This is a genomic window from Collinsella aerofaciens, assembly GCF_028209395.1.
Taxonomy (GTDB): Bacteria; Actinomycetota; Coriobacteriia; order Coriobacteriales; family Coriobacteriaceae; genus Collinsella; species Collinsella aerofaciens_AZ.
Genome location: NZ_JAQLDQ010000019.1, coordinates 1 through 16366, shown reverse-complemented (window position 1 = coordinate 16366; position 16366 = coordinate 1). Strand labels below are relative to the sequence as shown.

14 protein-coding genes are annotated in these 16366 nt (G+C 59.3%); 11 read left to right on the top strand and 3 right to left on the bottom strand.

What is annotated here, in order from left to right:
- Nucleotides 1-207 precede the first annotated feature (207 nt).
- From ptcA to PMW67_RS07550, 5 genes are all read left to right on the top strand, one after another.
- On the top strand, nt 208-1281 hold the full coding sequence (gene ptcA / locus PMW67_RS07570) for a putrescine carbamoyltransferase (RefSeq protein ID WP_117736104.1): 1074 nt from the start codon (nt 208-210) through the stop codon (nt 1279-1281).
- Nucleotides 1282-1413: 132 nt separating this feature from the next.
- Nucleotides 1414-2853, top strand: a complete 1440-nt coding sequence (locus PMW67_RS07565) for an APC family permease (protein WP_117774343.1) — start codon at nt 1414-1416, stop codon at nt 2851-2853.
- Nucleotides 2854-3220: 367 nt separating this feature from the next.
- Nucleotides 3221-4426 carry an agmatine deiminase family protein gene (locus PMW67_RS07560; protein ID WP_117635777.1) on the top strand — a complete coding sequence of 402 codons (1206 nt, stop codon included), beginning with the start codon at nt 3221-3223 and terminating at the stop codon, nt 4424-4426.
- 399 nt (nt 4427-4825) lie between these two features.
- Nucleotides 4826-5008, top strand: a complete 183-nt coding sequence (locus tag PMW67_RS07555) for a hypothetical protein (RefSeq protein WP_271739343.1) — start codon at nt 4826-4828, stop codon at nt 5006-5008.
- On the top strand, nt 4998-6407 hold the full coding sequence (locus tag PMW67_RS07550; protein ID WP_271739342.1) for an APC family permease: 1410 nt from the start codon (nt 4998-5000) through the stop codon (nt 6405-6407). Before PMW67_RS07555 ends, PMW67_RS07550 begins: the two co-directional genes overlap by 11 nt.
- 35 nt (nt 6408-6442) lie before the next feature.
- On the opposite strand, the gene PMW67_RS07545 is transcribed toward PMW67_RS07550, so the two are convergent.
- Entirely contained in the window at nt 6443-6634 is a 192-nt protein-coding gene (locus PMW67_RS07545) for a hypothetical protein (protein ID WP_271739341.1), read from the bottom strand.
- Between the two features lie 128 nt (nt 6635-6762).
- Here PMW67_RS07545 and PMW67_RS07540 point away from each other — a divergent pair, with 128 nt between their 5' ends.
- The 4 genes from PMW67_RS07540 (at nt 6763) to PMW67_RS07525 (ending at nt 12593) form a co-directional block, all read left to right on the top strand.
- A complete protein-coding gene (locus PMW67_RS07540; protein ID WP_271739340.1) occupies nt 6763-7755 on the top strand; it encodes a helix-turn-helix domain-containing protein in 993 nt (330 codons plus the stop codon).
- A 315-nt stretch (nt 7756-8070) separates the two neighbouring features.
- Nucleotides 8071-9699 carry an amidohydrolase gene (locus tag PMW67_RS07535; RefSeq protein WP_158550994.1) on the top strand — a complete coding sequence of 543 codons (1629 nt, stop codon included), beginning with the start codon at nt 8071-8073 and terminating at the stop codon, nt 9697-9699.
- A gap of 96 nt (nt 9700-9795) precedes the next feature.
- Nucleotides 9796-11172 carry an MATE family efflux transporter gene (locus PMW67_RS07530; protein ID WP_117774348.1) on the top strand — a complete coding sequence of 459 codons (1377 nt, stop codon included), beginning with the start codon at nt 9796-9798 and terminating at the stop codon, nt 11170-11172.
- 251 nt (nt 11173-11423) lie between these two features.
- Entirely contained in the window at nt 11424-12593 is a 1170-nt protein-coding gene (locus PMW67_RS07525; RefSeq protein ID WP_197032249.1) for an ATP-binding protein, read from the top strand.
- 376 nt (nt 12594-12969) lie between these two features.
- Here PMW67_RS07525 and PMW67_RS07520 read toward each other — a convergent pair whose 3' ends face one another.
- A complete protein-coding gene (locus PMW67_RS07520) occupies nt 12970-13191 on the bottom strand; it encodes a GNAT family N-acetyltransferase (RefSeq protein WP_158558647.1) in 222 nt (73 codons plus the stop codon).
- Nucleotides 13098-13610 carry a GNAT family N-acetyltransferase gene (locus tag PMW67_RS07515; protein WP_117840477.1) on the bottom strand — a complete coding sequence of 171 codons (513 nt, stop codon included), beginning with the start codon at nt 13608-13610 and terminating at the stop codon, nt 13098-13100. Before PMW67_RS07515 ends, PMW67_RS07520 begins: the two co-directional genes overlap by 94 nt.
- Nucleotides 13611-13950: 340 nt before the next feature.
- Here PMW67_RS07515 and PMW67_RS07510 point away from each other — a divergent pair, with 340 nt between their 5' ends.
- Nucleotides 13951-14982, top strand: a complete 1032-nt coding sequence (locus tag PMW67_RS07510; RefSeq protein WP_117635771.1) for a 3-deoxy-7-phosphoheptulonate synthase — start codon at nt 13951-13953, stop codon at nt 14980-14982.
- 546 nt (nt 14983-15528) lie between these two features.
- The coding region (locus PMW67_RS07505; RefSeq protein ID WP_271739337.1) for an IS110 family transposase at nt 15529-16366 on the top strand (838 nt) is incomplete at its 3' end.

The window sequence follows — 16366 nt, the reverse complement described above, 5'->3', positions numbered from 1 at the left end:
TCGCGGTTCTAGATAGTAAACCCCCTGCAAGCTGGCTACCTGCGGGTTTATATTGGTTTAGAGGGGGTGTAACTCCGTGAACGGTCTTTAATCCCGAATAAACTAGGTAAAAATTGCATACGGGTGAATGATGGTCTTGTCAACACGAGGCGTGATGTTCGAGCGCCTCATAGCAATAGTCGGCACGACCGGCGGAAAGGAATCGACATGGCGCTGCCTAAGGATTTCATCGACACCAACGACTTCACCAAAGAGCAGATCCTGGCTATCGAGGATCTTGGCCTGGCAATGAAGAAGGCCATCAAGGTTGACGGTTATTATCCGCACCTGCTCCGCAACCAGAGCCTTGGCATGATCTTCCAGCAGGTTTCCACCCGCACCCGTCTTTCCTTCGAGACCGCTATGACCGACCTCGGCGGCCATGCTCAGTTCTATGGCCCTGGCACCATCCAGCTCGGCGGTCACGAGTCCCTGGGCGACACCGCTCGCGTTATGGGCTCGCTGCTCGACATCATGATGGCTCGCGTTGACCGTCACAAGGACGTCGTCGGCCTCGCCGAGGGCTCCGCTGTGCCCGTCATCAATGGCATGTCCGAGTTCAACCATCCCACGCAGGAGATGGGCGACCTCATGACCATGCTCGAGAACCTCCCCGAGGGCAAGAAGATCGAGGACTGCACCCTGGCCTTCATCGGCGACGCCACCCAGGTCTGCGTCTCCCTCATGTTCATCGCCTCCAAGGTCGGCATGAAGTTTGTCCAGTTTGGACCCAAGGGCCACCAGATCCCCGACGGCGGCCTGCACGTTGGCACCGTTGAGGAGCGCGCCGAGTTCGGCAAGCAGATGATGGCCATCGCCGAGGAGAACTGCAAGGTCTCCGGCGGCTCCGTCGTCATCTCCGACGACATCGAGTGCATCAAGGGCGCCGACTTCATCTACACCGACGTGTGGTATGGCCTGTACGACGAGGAGGTCTCGGGCGAGAACTACATGGACGTGTTCTACCCCAAGTATCAGGTCACCATGGACATGATGAACTTCGCCGGCCCCAACTCCAAGTTCATGCACTGCCTGCCGGCCACTCGCAACGAGGAAGTCGTCGACGAGGTTATGGACGATCCCGAGCGCTCCCTGTGCTGGGTCGAGGCCGAGAACCGCAAGCACTCCATCCGTGCTCTCCTCGCTGCCCTGGGCAAGCGCACCCCGCTCAACGACGAGGGTGTCGAGTACTCCGCCAAGGCCGAGCTTCACGCCGCTCTCGAGGCTCTCGAGCAGCTCTAAGCCTTAAGCCTGCTAAACGCACGTTTGCGGGCGGCGGATGCTCGTCTCCTGTCGCCCGCTCACCGAGGCTCAGGCAATTGCCTTAGTACCTTGGGCCTCGGATCTGTCCAAGACTGAGCGAAGGAGCTCATCATGAGCGACGGAAAGAAAAAGCTTTCCTTTTTGACGGTCATTTCGACCATCATCTGCGTCGTCTTCGTTTGCGAGGCCGCCGCTCCTGCTGCTGCCATTGGCAACCAGCAGTTCTTCTGGTGGATCTTCCTGATCCTGACCTTCCTGCTTCCTTATGGCATGGTTGTTGCCGAGCTCGGCACCACCTATGACGGCGAGGGCGGCATTTACGACTGGGTACGCGATGGCCTGGGCGACAAATGGGGCGCCCGCATCTCGTATTACTACTGGGTCAACTACCCGCTGTGGATTGCCTCGCTGGCTACCATGTTCCCCGACATTTTGGGCATGGTCTTTGGCGTTGAGTTCAACTTGATCGCCAAGATGGGTATCGATCTTGCCTTTGTGTGGATCGTCTACCTCATGGGCCGCTCCAAGGCGGCCGACTCCGAGTGGGTCCTTAACGGTGGCGCCATCATCAAGGTCGCCGTCGCCGTTATCGTTGGCGCTTTGGGCATTTGGTATGCCATGGAGAACGGTTTTGCGAACGACATGTCCGCTGCCACCTTCCTGCCCGAGCTCACCAACACCAACGCTCTCGGTTACCTGTCGATCATCATCTTTAACTTCATGGGCTTCGAGGTCATCTGCACCATGACCGATGACATGGCCGATCCCGCTCGCGATATTCCCAAGGCTATCATCGTCGGTGGCCTGTCCATCGCCGTGATCTACCTGTTCGCTGGCTTTGGCATCGGCGCTGCTGTGCCGGCCGATTCCATCGACCCCGACTACGGCATGATTTATGCAGTCCAGACCATGGTGGGCGACTCCATGATCTTTAAGGTCATCTGCATTGCCTTCCTGATCACCCTGTTCGCCAACATGGCTGCTTGGTCCTTCGGCGTTAACTCCGTTGCTCGCTACGCTGCCGAGCACGGCAACATGCCCAAGGTCTTCGCCTCGATGATCTCTGATGACGACATGCCCAACGGTGCCAACCTGGTCAACGCCGTCGTTGCCTCCCTGGTGCTGTGCCTGCAGCTCGTTCCCATCGATGCCATCTCCAACGGCGTCTTCTGGATGCTCTTCGGCACCTCCGTCGTCTTCCTGCTGCTGACCTACATCCCGATGTTCCCGGCGTTCCTCAACCTTCGCAAGAACGACCCCGACCGCGAGCGCATCTTCACGTTCCCGTTTAAGGGTGCCATGATGAAGGTCATGCTGGCCATCCCTTGCATCGAGCTGATCCTGGCCATCGTTGCAACGCTGGTGCCGTTCTCTGCCGCTGAAATTGGCGACAAGCTCCCGATGATCGTTATCTTCATCGTGCTTCTGCTCATCGGCGAGGTTGTCCGCGTCGTCAGCGCTAAGGGCCGCGAGACCGAGTACAAGGGCCTCACTCCCGAGCTGGCAGCTCAGCGTCTCGCTGAGGAGGCCGCCGAGGCCGAGGAGAACTAGAGCACCCGGTTCTGGGGCTCCAACCCTCCTCGCGTACCAACGTGCGCTTCGTCGGGCTTGTCGCTCCCGACTCCAGGCACTCTAGCCTCTTCGAGGGCGTGCCCAAAGCGACAAATTTGCTCACTATTTCCTGGGGCGGGTGCGAGCGATAGCTCCGGTAACCACCGCCCGCCCCAACCTCTCTCTCGTATCCTTCGTGCGTTTGTCTCCACGCACTTGGTTACGTTGCCGCTCGTCGGTGCGGCTCCGTGAAAACCGGCACCGGGCGCCCCGACCTTTGCCGGGGGACGGGCGCCCACTATCTCTTGGTTTTAGGCTGCGGGTAATCCGCCCGCGGCAAACGATCGTTCGATTTGGAGGATATCTTATGCGTACGATCACCGAGTCCGAGTCCACCCCCAAGGCCGACGGCTTCTTTATGCCCGCCGAGTTCGCCCCGCAGGATCGCGTGTGGATGGGCTGGCCCCACCGCACCGACACCTGGGCCCACGGCGCCAAGCCTGCTCAGAAGCAGTATGCCGCCATCGCCCGCGCCATCTCCGAGTTCACCCCGGTCTATATGTGCGCCAACCAGGTCGACTATGCCAACTGCAAGGCCGTCTTCGAGAACGACGAGAACGTCACCGTTATCGAGATGACCACCGACGACGCTTGGTTCCGCGACACTGCCGCCACCTACGTCATCAACGGCAAGGGCGAGAAGCGTGCCAACCACTGGCACTTCAACGCCTATGGCGGTCTCGTCGATGGCCTCTATTTCCCGTGGGACAAGGACGAGCAGATCGCCCTTAAGATGGCTGAGCTCTCCGGCTGCCGTCGCTATCGTCCCGATGACATGATTCTCGAGGGCGGCTCCATCACCGTCGACGGCGAGGGCACCCTTGTCGTGACCGACCAGTGCCTGCTTTCCCCGGGCCGCACCTGCTCTGCGGTTCTGGAGGAGGAAGAGGATCCCGAGTCCATCTGGCCCAAGTTCCACAAGAAGTTTGAGCCCTGGAGCGAGGAGCTTCGCGCCTATATGGACGAGCACCTCAAGGATTACCTGGGCGTCGAGAAGGTCATCTGGGTCAAGGAGGGCATCGACCCCGAGGAGACCAACGGTCATATCGACGACGTTGCCACGTTCATCGCTCCGGGCGTCATGGCCTGCATCTGGACCGACGATCCCGAGTATCCGTTCTACGAGCAGTGCCACGCTGCCTACGAGACCCTCTCCAACGCCGTTGACGCCAAGGGCCGCAAGATGAAGGTCTACAAGCTCTGCATGCCCGTGAACCCGCTGTTCATGGACCAGGCTTCCTGCGACACCATCGACGCCGACGAGAACGCCGAGCCGCGCGTTCCCGACGAGCCGCTGATCGCCTCCTACATGAACTACCTGGTCACCAACCACGGCGTTATCGTCCCGCAGTACGGCGACGAGAACGACCAGCTGGCCGTTGACACGCTCCAGAAGATCTATGACGAGGTCTGGGGCGAGGGCGTCTACAAGTGCGTCGGCGTTCAGTCCGAGCAGGTCGTCTTCGGCGGCGGCAACATCCACTGCATTACCCAGCAGGAGCCCTCGGCGTAACTCAGGCACGCCACCTTGGCGTTCACTCGTCGCTTACGTAGCGTCAGTACGCTACGCTCCTCGTTCGCGCCAATCTGGCGCACCTGAGCACGCCGAGTAAACGTCTGACTTTCCGAGCCGTGATGCTTCGGGAACCCAGCCGATCAATCGGACGGTCGGTGAATCGGACCATCTCGGGGCATTGATGGTCGGTTTATTCGATGTCTTGGTCGGTTGGGTTTTTCTTTGGGCACTCCGTTGCCTCCACTTCGGAGTGCCCTTTTCCTTGATTGAGTACGTGTCTGGCCTGGGATTTTTTGCGGGTTAGGCCAATTGTTCGCTTGAATTTCCCAGGTCAGACGCGTCTTCAATTGCCGAAAGTTATCGGTCGTGAACGCGGCCGTTTTGATCGGAGTATCTATGTACCAGCGTATCGTTATCTACACGCGTCTGTTCCGCGAGCGTTGGTCCAACAACCGCATCCTCTCCTCTCTTTGGGATGGCACCTGTACCGGTGACGCGGCCTGCAACCCTACCTTGGGCTGCGCCTTCGGTACAGATGCCATCCTTTTTGCTGTAGGGGGAGCGCACCATGGCAGGTAAAAAGTTCTCCCTGATCGAGGTCATCCTTTCGGTTATCTGCGTTGTGTTTACCATCGAGGCGGCGGCTCCGGCATCTGCCATGGGCAACGTGCAGTTCTTCTGGTGGATCTTCCTTATCATTACGTTTTTGCTTCCCTATGGTCTGGTGGTGGCCGAGCTGGGTACGGCGTTTGATTCCGAGGGCGGCCTGTACGATTGGGTTCGCTTGGGTCTGGGCGACCGTTGGGGTGCCCGTTGCTCTTGGTGCTACTGGGTTAACTTTCCGCTGTGGGTGGCAAGTATCGCCTGCATGTTCCCCAGTGTCATTAATGCGGTGTGGGGTATCGAGTTTTCACTCGGGATCCGAATCGCCATCGAGATTGTCTTTGTGTGGGGCGTCACGGTCATGGCAATGCAGCCGGTGGCCGAGGCAGATTGGGTCATGGACGGCGGCGCCGTCATCAAGGTGCTCATTACCGCTGTGGTGGGAATCGTCGGCATTTGGTTTGCCTGCAATAACGGCTTTGCCAACGACATGTCGTTTAAGACCTTCATTCCAGATCTGGGCGACACCAATTCGTTGACGTACCTATCGATTATCCTGTTCAACTTTATGGGCTTCGAAGTGGTCGCGACCTTTGCCAGCACGATGAAGAACCCGTCGCGTGATATCCCCAAGGCGGTTATTGCCGGTGGCGTGGCCATTGCGGCGATCTACATCATCTGTGGCATTGGCATTGGAGCCGCGGTTCCCACCGAGCAGCTTTCACTCGATTCGGGCATTGTGGACGCAGTCGCCGCTATGGTGGGGCGCACCCACCCGCTGACGATGGTCGTGGGCGTGGCCTTTTTGGTGACGCTGTTCGCCAATATGATCTGCTGGAGCTTTGGCGTCAACAACGTAGCGAGCTATGCCGCGCGCCATGGCAACATGCCGCGTCCCTTTGCGTTGGTGTCCAAAAAGACCGGCATGCCCAACGGCTCGGCGCTCATTAACGGCTGTTTTGCCAGTCTGGTGCTGCTGCTCCAGATTCCGCTGGGTGAGGGTTCCGACGTCTTTTGGGTCTTCTTCTCGATGAACGTCGTCTTTCTGCTCATGAGCTATATCCCGATGTTCCCGGCGTTTTGGCGCCTGCGTAAATACGACGACCGCCCACGTGTGTTCCGCGCGCCCTTCGAGGGCAAGGTGCTTGCGGTAGCGCTTGCGGTGCCGGTGGTAGAGCTCGTGCTTTCGATTGTTGCGACAATCGTGCCGCTTAACAGCTCGCCCGCCGAGATGTCAAAGTTGCCGATCCTCATGGGTGTGGTGATCGGCGTGTTGCTGGGCGAGGTTTCGCGCCTCATATCGCGCCGCGGTCGCAGCATCGACAATCCCGGCGTTGGCGCAAGGGGGACAGGTCGCTTTGCACCAAAACAGTAGCGCCGCGAGTTGTGCGGTGCTAGATGCATCTTGGATTACTGCTCACGCTGCTCGGGATCGGAAACGAGCTTGGGTGCAAAGTAGGGGACGTGGCCCAGGTAGGGGCAGCTGTCCGAACGCGCCTCAACGGCGCAGGGGACATCGTCGTAGGTCATGGAAGAACCGAGTCGGGTGATGGCCTTGGCGGCGGGCGCGACGAGCATCTTGAGCGGAGCGATCGGTGCCATGGCATCTCCTTTCATCGGTGAGACACAGCTTGTTTATCTAAACGATACAGTACGTTTAATCGGTGAGTCTAATCTTGCGGCAAAGAATCTGTCAACATCCTCACAGCATCTAGACAGGGGAGGCGGGCATGAGTTTCGCGTTCTATATCTACACCACGATTATCATGGGTGTGGCTCTGGTGACCAGTACCGTGGCATTGGTGGTTTGGCTCATGACGCACCGTCGCGACAGCCTAGTGGCCGCGGCGGGCTTTTTGCTCTACATGCTCGATATGTCGGTCATCTTTTTTGACGAGTACACTCGGCTCAAATATGACTACGCCGTTACCTTTAGCGAGCCGCTGCAGCACCCCTTGCTGCGCTGCGTGCTCGGTATTGCCATCTATGCTTGCATTGTGCTGTGGATGTTTGCGCGCTTGCGCAAAAGGCCGACGTCGCGCATGCTCGGACTTGTTATCGTGCCGTTTTCAATCTTGCAATTGGTGCTGGTGCCTCGCAGCGGTGCTGCCGGAGAGATGCAGCAGTATCTCTTTTGGCTCACGCGTGACCTGGGCAATGTAGGATGTCTTGCCTATGCCGCCTGGCATTACCGGCACAGGGCCACGCGTGTTGAGAAACTCGACCTCGACCGCTCAAAGCTCTTTTGGAAGGTGGCACTCGTTCTTGCGTTTTGCGTAATCGCCGAGGACACCTACATGATTTTGCTCTGCCGCCCCGACTCTCAAAACCCCGTCATCAGCCTCTTTTTGTGGTATCTGTCCGAGCGCAATATCTCCGAAAACGTGCTGCTCGTGGCATGCGCGGTCCAACTCTTTTGCCAGTTTAGCCATATCCTGCGCGTGTATGCCCGTCATCCGCGTGCCGATGAGGACGTGGCGGCCGAGAGCGCACGCTCTGGGGACGATCTAGCATCACGCGTTGTGATCTATGCCGATGCCCGTAAGCTGTCGCGGCGCGAGCAGGAGGTGCTCACGCTGGTGCTGAAGGGCAACGACGCCCAAAACATCGCCAGCGAGTTGGTCATCAGCCCTGGCACTGTCAAGGCGCACTTGCATCGCATCTACGTTAAAAGCGGTGTCTCCAACCGAGATGACCTCATAGATGCCTTTTGGCGTTCCTAGTCCTATTCTTCCTTGCATGCGGGTCTTGCCGTGTGGGCGGGCACGCCGTTGGGCGTAATGACGCGGTAATAATCTCAGACAATAAACCTGCAGGTAAAGCGTGTAAACCTGCTTAAACTGACCGTTTGCGATCCCTGGCCTTGGCACGGATTTGCCCCTGTGTATCAATGGGTGTAGCGCGAAGCCGCGGACGTGGGACAGACGTCCGAGCACGGCTTGTAGGCACGCGCCGATGCGGGAGCGCTACGCTCCCAACCGAGTGCCCACGCGGGCGGTGCGTCCGCGTTGCAACCAAAGATGCCTGAGGAGGCTCACATGGACAAGGCTGATGTAGTTATCAAGAGCAACGCCGTCTTTACCGGCGATGGGCTCGAGCCGTTTAAGGGCGGCGTTGCCGTGCGCGGTGATAAGATTGTTGCCTGCGGTGACGATGCTCACCTGGCACCGTTTATCGGTCCCGATACCGAGGTGCGCGACTTTGGCGACCAGCTCGTCATGCCCGGCCTGATCGACTCACACACGCATTTTGCCCAGGGCGCGTTTATGACCGACCCCGATTTTGCCGTCAACCTCATCGACTGCACCAGTTTTGAGATGGCGATGGAACGTGTCGTGGCGTTTGCGGCCGACCATCCCGATAACGAGTGGATTCTGGGCTGCCAGATTATCCAGTTCCAGTGGGATGTCCCCGAGATGCCCACAGCCGCGATGATCGATGAGTACATCTCGGACCGCCCGGTCTTTCTGCAGCAGGTTGACCTGCATACCTTTAGTGCCAATACCTGCGCCATCAACAAGGTGGGAGTAACTTCGCAGACGCCCGATCCCGCAGGCGGCAAGATCCTTAAGGATGCCGAGGGCAATCTGACGGGCGTGTTTTCCAACAACGCCGGCGTCTTCTTTATGGACGAGGTCTACGACCCAGCGCCCGAGGTTGTTGACGCGTCGTTTGCAAAAACCGCCCGGCGCGCCAATGCCCTGGGAATCACTACGGTCGGCATGGTCAATCCTACGTTTGTGAGCATGGAAAACCCGTATGCGGTGTTGGCAGGTCTTAATGCCAAGGGCGACTTGCCACTGCGCGTGTTCCTGTACACCGATCTGTTCGAAAACGAGTCCTTAACGCTCGAGCAGATCAAGGAGAAATACGCCTTCTCGGGTACGCAGGTCGAGTGGCACGGCTTTAAGCAGTTTCTTGATGGCGTGTGCTCCGACCACACCGCTTGGATGCTTGAACCCTATAGCAATGCGCCCGATACCTGCGGTGAGCCCGCGGAGGATCCAGAGCGCATCCGTGCCGCCATTGTCAGGGCGCAGGAATGGGGCGTTGACACGCGCGTCCATACGATCGGCGATCGCTCGGTGCGTTTTGTGCTTGATTGCTTTGAGGAGGGCGAGCGCTTGCATGGTAAGCGGGGTTGCCGCCACTCCATGGAGCACAACGAGACGGTTCAGCCCGAGGATCTGCCGCGCTACGCGGAGCTTGGTATATGCCCCGGCATGCAACCGTGGCACATGCTGCTCGATATGGCTGACCTTGCCAAGGACGATGCCGTGGGCCCCGAGCGTGCAGCGCTTTCGTGGCCCCTGCACAGCCTGCTTGCCAGCGGTGCCGTGGTGCACTTGGGCAGCGACTTCCCCGTTGTGGGCTTGGAGCCCATGGAGGAGGTGTACGGCGCGGTCTTCCGCATGCTCGAGGACGGCTCCAACCCCGAGGGCTGGTTCCCCCAGGAGCGCATTACCATGGCCGAGGCCCTGCGCGCCTACACCTACGGCAGCGCCTACGCCATGCATGCCGAGGATCGCATCGGTACGCTCGCATGCGGCAAACAGGCTGATATCTGTGTGCTCGACCGCAACCTCTTTGACTGCGAACCGGCTGAGGTCCTCGAGGCCACGGCGTCTCTCACGATGATTGCCGGCAAGGTGGTCTACGAGGCCTAGCGGGGCTGCTGCATCGCTGGGCGGTGCCACAGCCTGTGCGTGCCGCCCATCCATTCATCCATCCATTCATCAATCTCTCATGGAAAGGGGAGAACAATGGCAGAAGAGACAACCGCCGCTGTTGAGGAGGAGCGTGAGCTTGCCTCGCAGCCGATTCCCGGCCTGGTGCGCAAGTACACCATCATCACCGGCCAGGGTATGCTCGCCCAGATTATCATGGTGGTCCTTGAGGGCCTCGTGATGGGTTGGGGCCTGGGTGCACACGGCCTGGCCTGTGTTTCGATCATCATGTCGGTCGAGTACATTAACCTGGCCTTTGGCAACCTGTTTGGCACCGGCGTGCCCGCCGTGGTGGGCAACCTTTTGGGTGCCGGCGACATTAAGGGCGCCAGCAAGGCGTTTAGCCAGGGTTTTTGGCTTACCACGATTGTGAGTGTGCTGCTTGCTGTGGTGATGGCTGTGTTTACCGAGCCCATCTGCGCATTCTTCGGCGCCACGCCCGACATCATGACCGATACCGTTGCCGGCGTGCGCACCTTCTCCGTGCTGCTGCCGCTCACGGTCATTGGTCAGATGGTCACCGCCGTCATGCGTGTGGACGAGAAGGTTCAGATCCAGGCCAACCTCATGACCGTGTCTGCCATCGTCGCTATCTGCTGGCTTGCGCTTTCCACGTTTGTGCTCAAGCTTGGCGTTATGGGAGCTGGCGTGTACTACGGTCTTTCCATCGGTATCTGGGCCATCGGTATCTTCTGGTTCATCGGCGGTAAGAAGTCGCAGCTCCAGATCAACGCCGCCGACCTCAAACTCGACATGGCCATCTGCGGCCAGATCATTAAGATTGGTTTCCCGTTCTTTTTGGTGCAAGCTGCCACGTTCATCTTCAACACCGTTGCCAACTCGTTGCTTGGCCAGCTCGGCGGCGACATGGGTTCGCTCTACATCGCGGCCTTTGGTGTGATCAACGGCTACATCCTCTACATTACCATGATGGTCGCCCAGTGCTTCTCGTACGGCCTGCAGCCCATTGCCGCCTTCAACGCCGGCGCCAAGGCGTGGGCGCGCCTCAAGGAAACGCTCTCCTGCACGCTTAAGTACCAGGTCGTGACGCTTGCTGCGGTGTCTGCTGTGCTATGGGTGGCCGCAACGCCGGTCTGCGCCTTTTTTGCTGGTAGCGACCCGGCGCTCGTCGAGGTTGCCGCCAACGCCACGCGCATCGTTATCCTGGCCGTGGCCCTGGGCTATCTTGCCATGACCATGTCGATGTACTTCCAGGCGGTTGAGAAGGTGGGTATCGCCACGTTCACCGGTCTGCTCCGCTACGTGATCTGCTCCGTGCCGCTTATGTACCTGCTTGGCAACATGATGGGCGTTCAGGGTGTCTGGTTTGCCTTGGTGGCGGCTGACGCCATCACTGGTCTTATCTCCATCGCCCTCGCCGTCCGCGAATCCAAGCGACTTGCCACGCTCTAGACTCGGACACGGCCGGCCCGCGATAGTCGAATAAGTCAACTCGCCTGCAAGCCACCGCAATGGGGACAGTTCCCATTGTGGTGGCTATTGTTATTTAGGGTCTGAGATTTCGGCTCTATAAATAACGTTTTTGAACTGGGCTACTATAAGATTGTGGAAAACACTACTACAAGATTATGGAAAACGCTACTGCGAGATTATGGCAAATGATACTATACGATTATGGTAACAGCGTTATAAGGGGCGTTGATATGGCCGAGTACATTAACAGGGATTTGCATGAGTTGCTCATTCGCATGGCGGGTTGGTTTCCTGTTGTGTCGTTGACGGGGCCTAGGCAGAGCGGAAAGTCTACGCTGGTTAGGCATGCCTTTCCCGACTATTCCTATGTCACGCTTGAGGACCCCCAAACGAGGCGCGCGGCCTTGGAGGATCCGGTGAGTTTTATCCGCAACCGAAAGGGCGGACTCATCATCGATGAGGCGCAATACGCCCCGGATTTGTTCTCGATGATCCAGGTTGTTTCGGATGAGCGGGGAGATGCCGGTCAATACATCCTTACGGGATCGCAAAACTTTTTGATGATGAAAAGCATCGGCCAGTCTCTTGCCGGGCGAGTCGGGATCTTAAAATTGCTGCCATTTTCGTTTCGAGAAGCGGAGAGGGGCCAGCAGGGGCAGTTGGAAGTGGATTTGTTTGCGCTCGAAGGGGGATACCCTCGCCTGCGTTCCGCCGGAATGCCGTCCTCGGTTTATTTCCCCAGCTATATTGATACCTATGTTGAGCGCGATGTTGTGGGCTTGCTTGACGTGCGCAATAAAGCGGAGTTTCATAAGTTACTGTCCATAATTGCCCAGAGCGCCGGTGCTCTCATTAATATATCTTCGCTTTCTCGAGATACGGGTGTGAACGTATCGACCATTAAAAGCTGGTTGTCTATCCTGGAGCAGAGCTACCTGACGTTTTCACTGCAGCCTTATTATGCAAATGCCAGGAAACGTTTGACTAAAACGCCCAAGCTTTATTTTTACGACACGGGGCTGCTCTGCTACTTGCTCAAAATTGGATCACTGGAGCAACTTTTGGAGAGCCCTTATCTGGGGGCAGTTTTCGAAAACCTCATCGTTTCCGAAACGGCGAAGAGCCATCTCAACGTGGGCGAGAATCCCGAGTTGTATTTCTATAGGGACGACGGCAAGCGAGAAATCGATTTGCTCGACTGCACAAACTCAGGGAGTCCCAAGGCTATCGAAATAAAATCATCCAGAACGTATCACGATAAGTACGCCCGCCATTTACAGGCTGTATGCGATGAGATCGACATTGCAAAAGATGCTCGCTATGTTGTGGCCCGCGTGGATTCAACGTATGAGTCGAAAGACTGTAGCGTGGTCTCGGCGCGTGATTGGCTTTTGCGATAACAAGTTCGGCGTATTAACAACTGCCGCGAAGGGTCCGGATCCCTTTCGCGGCGGTTTTTTGCCGATCCGGTGCGCCTCAGATGCAAGTGAGTAGACTTTTTTGGATTTACCGAGCACATCGCGACAAATGCTCGGTAAAACTGCAGGTCAGCGCTGTGGCGATTTGGCGTGTGCTCGGATTCCTGCAAAAAATCTACTCACTTGGTTTTTGCTGTTAGAAGGCCGCCGCGAGGGAAAGTAGTTCCCTCGCGGCGGCCTTGGTGTTTTCCCAGATAAAACCTGCCAAAATAAACCTGTCCCTTTTTGGCAGGTCTCTATTTGGTATGGCTGACCGGTTTGGGCTGTCTTGGAGAAAGCCCATGAGGCGGCACACAGGCTAATCCTGCGTGTCGCCTCCGTACATGTAGACGATAAAGCCGTCGCCGGTGTCTTGGCTGTGATCTTCTAGGATGCGCTTCATGTTGAGGTGCTCGTAGAACTGCCAGTCAGAGTTGCAGTCGCTCATCAGGAAGAACTTGGTGCAGCCTGCCCGGGCGAGCTCGGCGCGGGCAAGGTCGATGAGCGCGCGGCCGAGCCCTTTGCCCTGCCACTCGGGCACGATGATGATGAGCCCTGGGCATACTCATTGCCCGTGGCGGCAAAGCGGTCGGCCGTGGCCTTCTCGCGGCTGTCGCCAAAGAGCGAGCCCTCGAGCTTGGCGTCGGCGGTCTTTGCCATCTCGGTTGCCTGGGCGAACATCTCGTCGTAGCAGGGCACCCACGTGGGATTGGTACGCGGCTTGCCGTCCTCGAAGATGCCGATGCAGCAGGCGGCGATAATGCGGCCCTCGGCCTCGGCGACAAGCGCGATAGGTGAGCGCTGTAGCTGCATGGTGATGTTAAAGCGCGCGCAGAAATCGGCAGCTTCGACGTCACCGCGGTTGCGCAGCGTGTTGCACCACAGCTGGTTGTAGATGGCGGCGATGCCAGCCAGGTCGTCGAGCGTGGCGGCGCGCAGGGTTACGTTGTCAAGGCTCATGGAGGCTCCTTCCAAGGTGGGTCAGGCCACCTCTGAGTGTGACATGGGCGCGCCGTCGCCGCATCAATCATTCGGCAGACGAGTCCCGTTCCCTCGGGGACGGAGGAAAAGGGGCCACGAGCGAGGATTTTCGGACGCTTGCTCGACGAGAGTGGATAATCTCCCACTTTCAGCGCGATCCTAGGCCAAAAACGGGAGATTATCCACTCTCGTGGTAAGCGACCCGCGCGTTATCCATTCCCTTTTTGGTTGGTCGTGCTTGCACTTTAGCGTGCGACAGCGGATAATGCCGAGCATTCGACGATTCAAGCTTAGACTTCTTTGATTGAGGAGGCCCCGCATGGCCATGGAATTTAAACGCAGGCTGCCGATCCCCATGGAGATCCGCGAGGAAATGCCGCTGTCCGCTGAGCTTACTGCTAAGAAGCAGGCATTCGACGCCGAGGTCGCCAAGGTCTTTACCGGCGAGGACGCGCGCAAGGTGCTCATCATCGGACCGTGCTCTGCCGACCGCGAGGACTCGGTCCTCGAGTACATGAACCGCCTGGCCAAAACCGCCGAGGAGGTCAAGGACAAGCTCATCATCATCCCGCGCGTCTACACCAACAAGCCGCGCACCAAGGGCACCGGTTACAAGGGCCTGCTGCACAACCCCGATCCCGAGGCGCCCGACGATCTGCTCGAAGGCGTTAAGGCCATTCGCCACATGCACTTGCGCGTCATCGAGGAGACTGGCTTCTTCACTGCCGACGAGATGCTCTACCCGTCCAACTACCAGTACCTCGTCGACCTGTTGAGCTACGTCGCCGTGGGTGCGCGTTCGGTCGAGAACCAGGAGCACCGTCTGGTGTCGAGCGGCATTTCGGTGCCGGTGGGCATGAAAAATCCTACAGCCGGTTCCACTACCGTCATGCTCAACTCCATCTACGCCGCCCAGGCGCACCAGAGCTTTATCTTCCGCAACTGGGAGGTCGAGTGCGACGGCAACCCGCTCGCGCACGCCGTCATGCGCGGCTACATCGGTCTCGACGGTCGCACTTACCCCAATTACCACTACGAGCACCTGGAGCGCCTTGCCGAGCGCTATACCGAGCACGCCGGCTACGCCAACCCGGCGGCGGTTATCGACTGCAACCATGACAACTCGGGCAAGCGCCCGCTGGAGCAGTATCGCATCTGCAAGGAAGTGCTCGACAGCTGTCGCCGCAACGAATCCATCTCCAAACTGGTCAAGGGCTTTATGATCGAGTCCTACCTGGAGGATGGCAACCAGCCGGTCGACGGCGGCGTCTTTGGCAAGTCGATCACCGACCCGTGCCTGGGCTGGGAAAAGACCGACTATCTGATCCACGAGATCGCGGAGCGTGTTTAGTTACGCGGGTTTACCAACCCGCGTAACGGCTCGACGCTGCGCGCCGCCCAGAGCGACAATTTGTCATTCAAAAGGCAAGGCATGACCAGAAGGTCAATGCCCTGCCTTTTTCATGCCAACTTGTACGCTCTGGACGGCGCTCGCTGTCCGTCCTCTACCTGCGGAGTTGTCCTGCTCCAGGGCACTCATTGGGGACAGACTTAAATGAGTGCTCGCAGAATGAGAGTGGATAGTCTGCCGTTTATAAGTAGTTGTTGGGGACGTTCTTGTTGTTTGACTAGTCGTTTAAGAACGTCCATTACAGTCGAAATTGTCAGCCCGGGCCCGTCTCGGGCTACGATTGAGGCGCGCCCAGAACGGGCCGCCGACCGGGCGCCCGCGCACGGCCGAACGTCCCTGCCCCCGAGAGGGCCCGTTGGGTGTTGCCGGCGCGGGACGCGCCGCCCCCGACGGCTGATAGGAAAGTGCCGGGCAGGCGCCGCGGCTGGTAATGTGAGTGCCGAGGGGGAGGCCATCCGGTCGAACGACTACCGGAAGGATACCACCGTGAAAGCGCCATCGACCAGACCCGCGGCCGTGCTCGGCCTGGACGTCGGCAAGTCCTCCCACTGGGCCTGCCTGATCGACCGCGGCGGGGAGGTGCTGGCCAGCGCCCCCGTCCGCAACCGGGAGGGCGCTCTCGACGCGCTGTTCTCCTCCGCGCCCGCCGGCACGCTCGTCGTCGTCGACCAGTTCCGCAACATAGGGTCCCTCGCCGTGCGGCGCGCCCGCGCCGCGGGGCTGGCGGTCGCCTACCTGCCCGGCCTCGCCGCCAGCCGCGCCGCCGGGCTGTTCGCCGGCGAGGCCAAGACCGACGAGCGCGACGCCGAGGTGATCGCGCGGACCGCCCTGGGCGTGCCGGACTCCCTGTCGGGGGTCCCGGGCCGCGGCGAGGCCCTCGAGGCCGCCCGCGCCCTCTCCTCCCAGCGCGACCACGTCGTGGCCTGCGCGACCAGGGACAAGAACCGCCTGCGCGCGGTGCTGCTCGAGTCCTGCCCGGCCCTCGAGGCCGCGGTCGACCTGTCGGACCGCCGGTGGCTGGAGCTGCTCGCCGGGTTCGGCGGGGCGTGGGGGATCGCCCGCTCGGGGGCCGAGGGGCCGCAGGCCGAGGCCGCCGGGGAGGCCGCGGCCACCTCGACCGCGCCGCCGCCGGCGCTCGTCGAGGCCGAGAACAGGCAGGTCAGGTTCCTTGCCGCCCGGATATCGGAGGCCCTCGACGAGGCCGGGGCCCTCGAGGCCGAGACGGCGGGGCTGCTCGAGGGCGACGATGTTAGCGTCAATATATTTTTCACCATTTTCACCAACGTATTTTCGCCAATCGCGCCAACGCGGATGCGCCGGATTC

Bases quoted from the DNA above. Each gene is read 5' to 3' on its own strand.
- ptcA (WP_117736104.1), top strand. From the start codon at position 208: ATGGCGCTGCCTAAGGATTTCATCGACACCAACGACTTCACCAAAGAG.
- PMW67_RS07565 (WP_117774343.1), top strand. From the start codon at position 1,414: ATGAGCGACGGAAAGAAAAAGCTTTCCTTTTTGACGGTCATTTCGACC.
- PMW67_RS07560 (WP_117635777.1), top strand. From the start codon at position 3,221: ATGCGTACGATCACCGAGTCCGAGTCCACCCCCAAGGCCGACGGCTTC.
- PMW67_RS07555 (WP_271739343.1), top strand. From the start codon at position 4,826: ATGTACCAGCGTATCGTTATCTACACGCGTCTGTTCCGCGAGCGTTGG.
- PMW67_RS07550 (WP_271739342.1), top strand. From the start codon at position 4,998: ATGGCAGGTAAAAAGTTCTCCCTGATCGAGGTCATCCTTTCGGTTATC.
- PMW67_RS07545 (WP_271739341.1), bottom strand. From the start codon at position 6,634: ATGGCACCGATCGCTCCGCTCAAGATGCTCGTCGCGCCCGCCGCCAAG.
- PMW67_RS07540 (WP_271739340.1), top strand. From the start codon at position 6,763: ATGAGTTTCGCGTTCTATATCTACACCACGATTATCATGGGTGTGGCT.
- PMW67_RS07535 (WP_158550994.1), top strand. From the start codon at position 8,071: ATGGACAAGGCTGATGTAGTTATCAAGAGCAACGCCGTCTTTACCGGC.
- PMW67_RS07530 (WP_117774348.1), top strand. From the start codon at position 9,796: ATGGCAGAAGAGACAACCGCCGCTGTTGAGGAGGAGCGTGAGCTTGCC.
- PMW67_RS07525 (WP_197032249.1), top strand. From the start codon at position 11,424: ATGGCCGAGTACATTAACAGGGATTTGCATGAGTTGCTCATTCGCATG.
- PMW67_RS07515 (WP_117840477.1), bottom strand. From the start codon at position 13,610: ATGAGCCTTGACAACGTAACCCTGCGCGCCGCCACGCTCGACGACCTG.
- PMW67_RS07510 (WP_117635771.1), top strand. From the start codon at position 13,951: ATGGCCATGGAATTTAAACGCAGGCTGCCGATCCCCATGGAGATCCGC.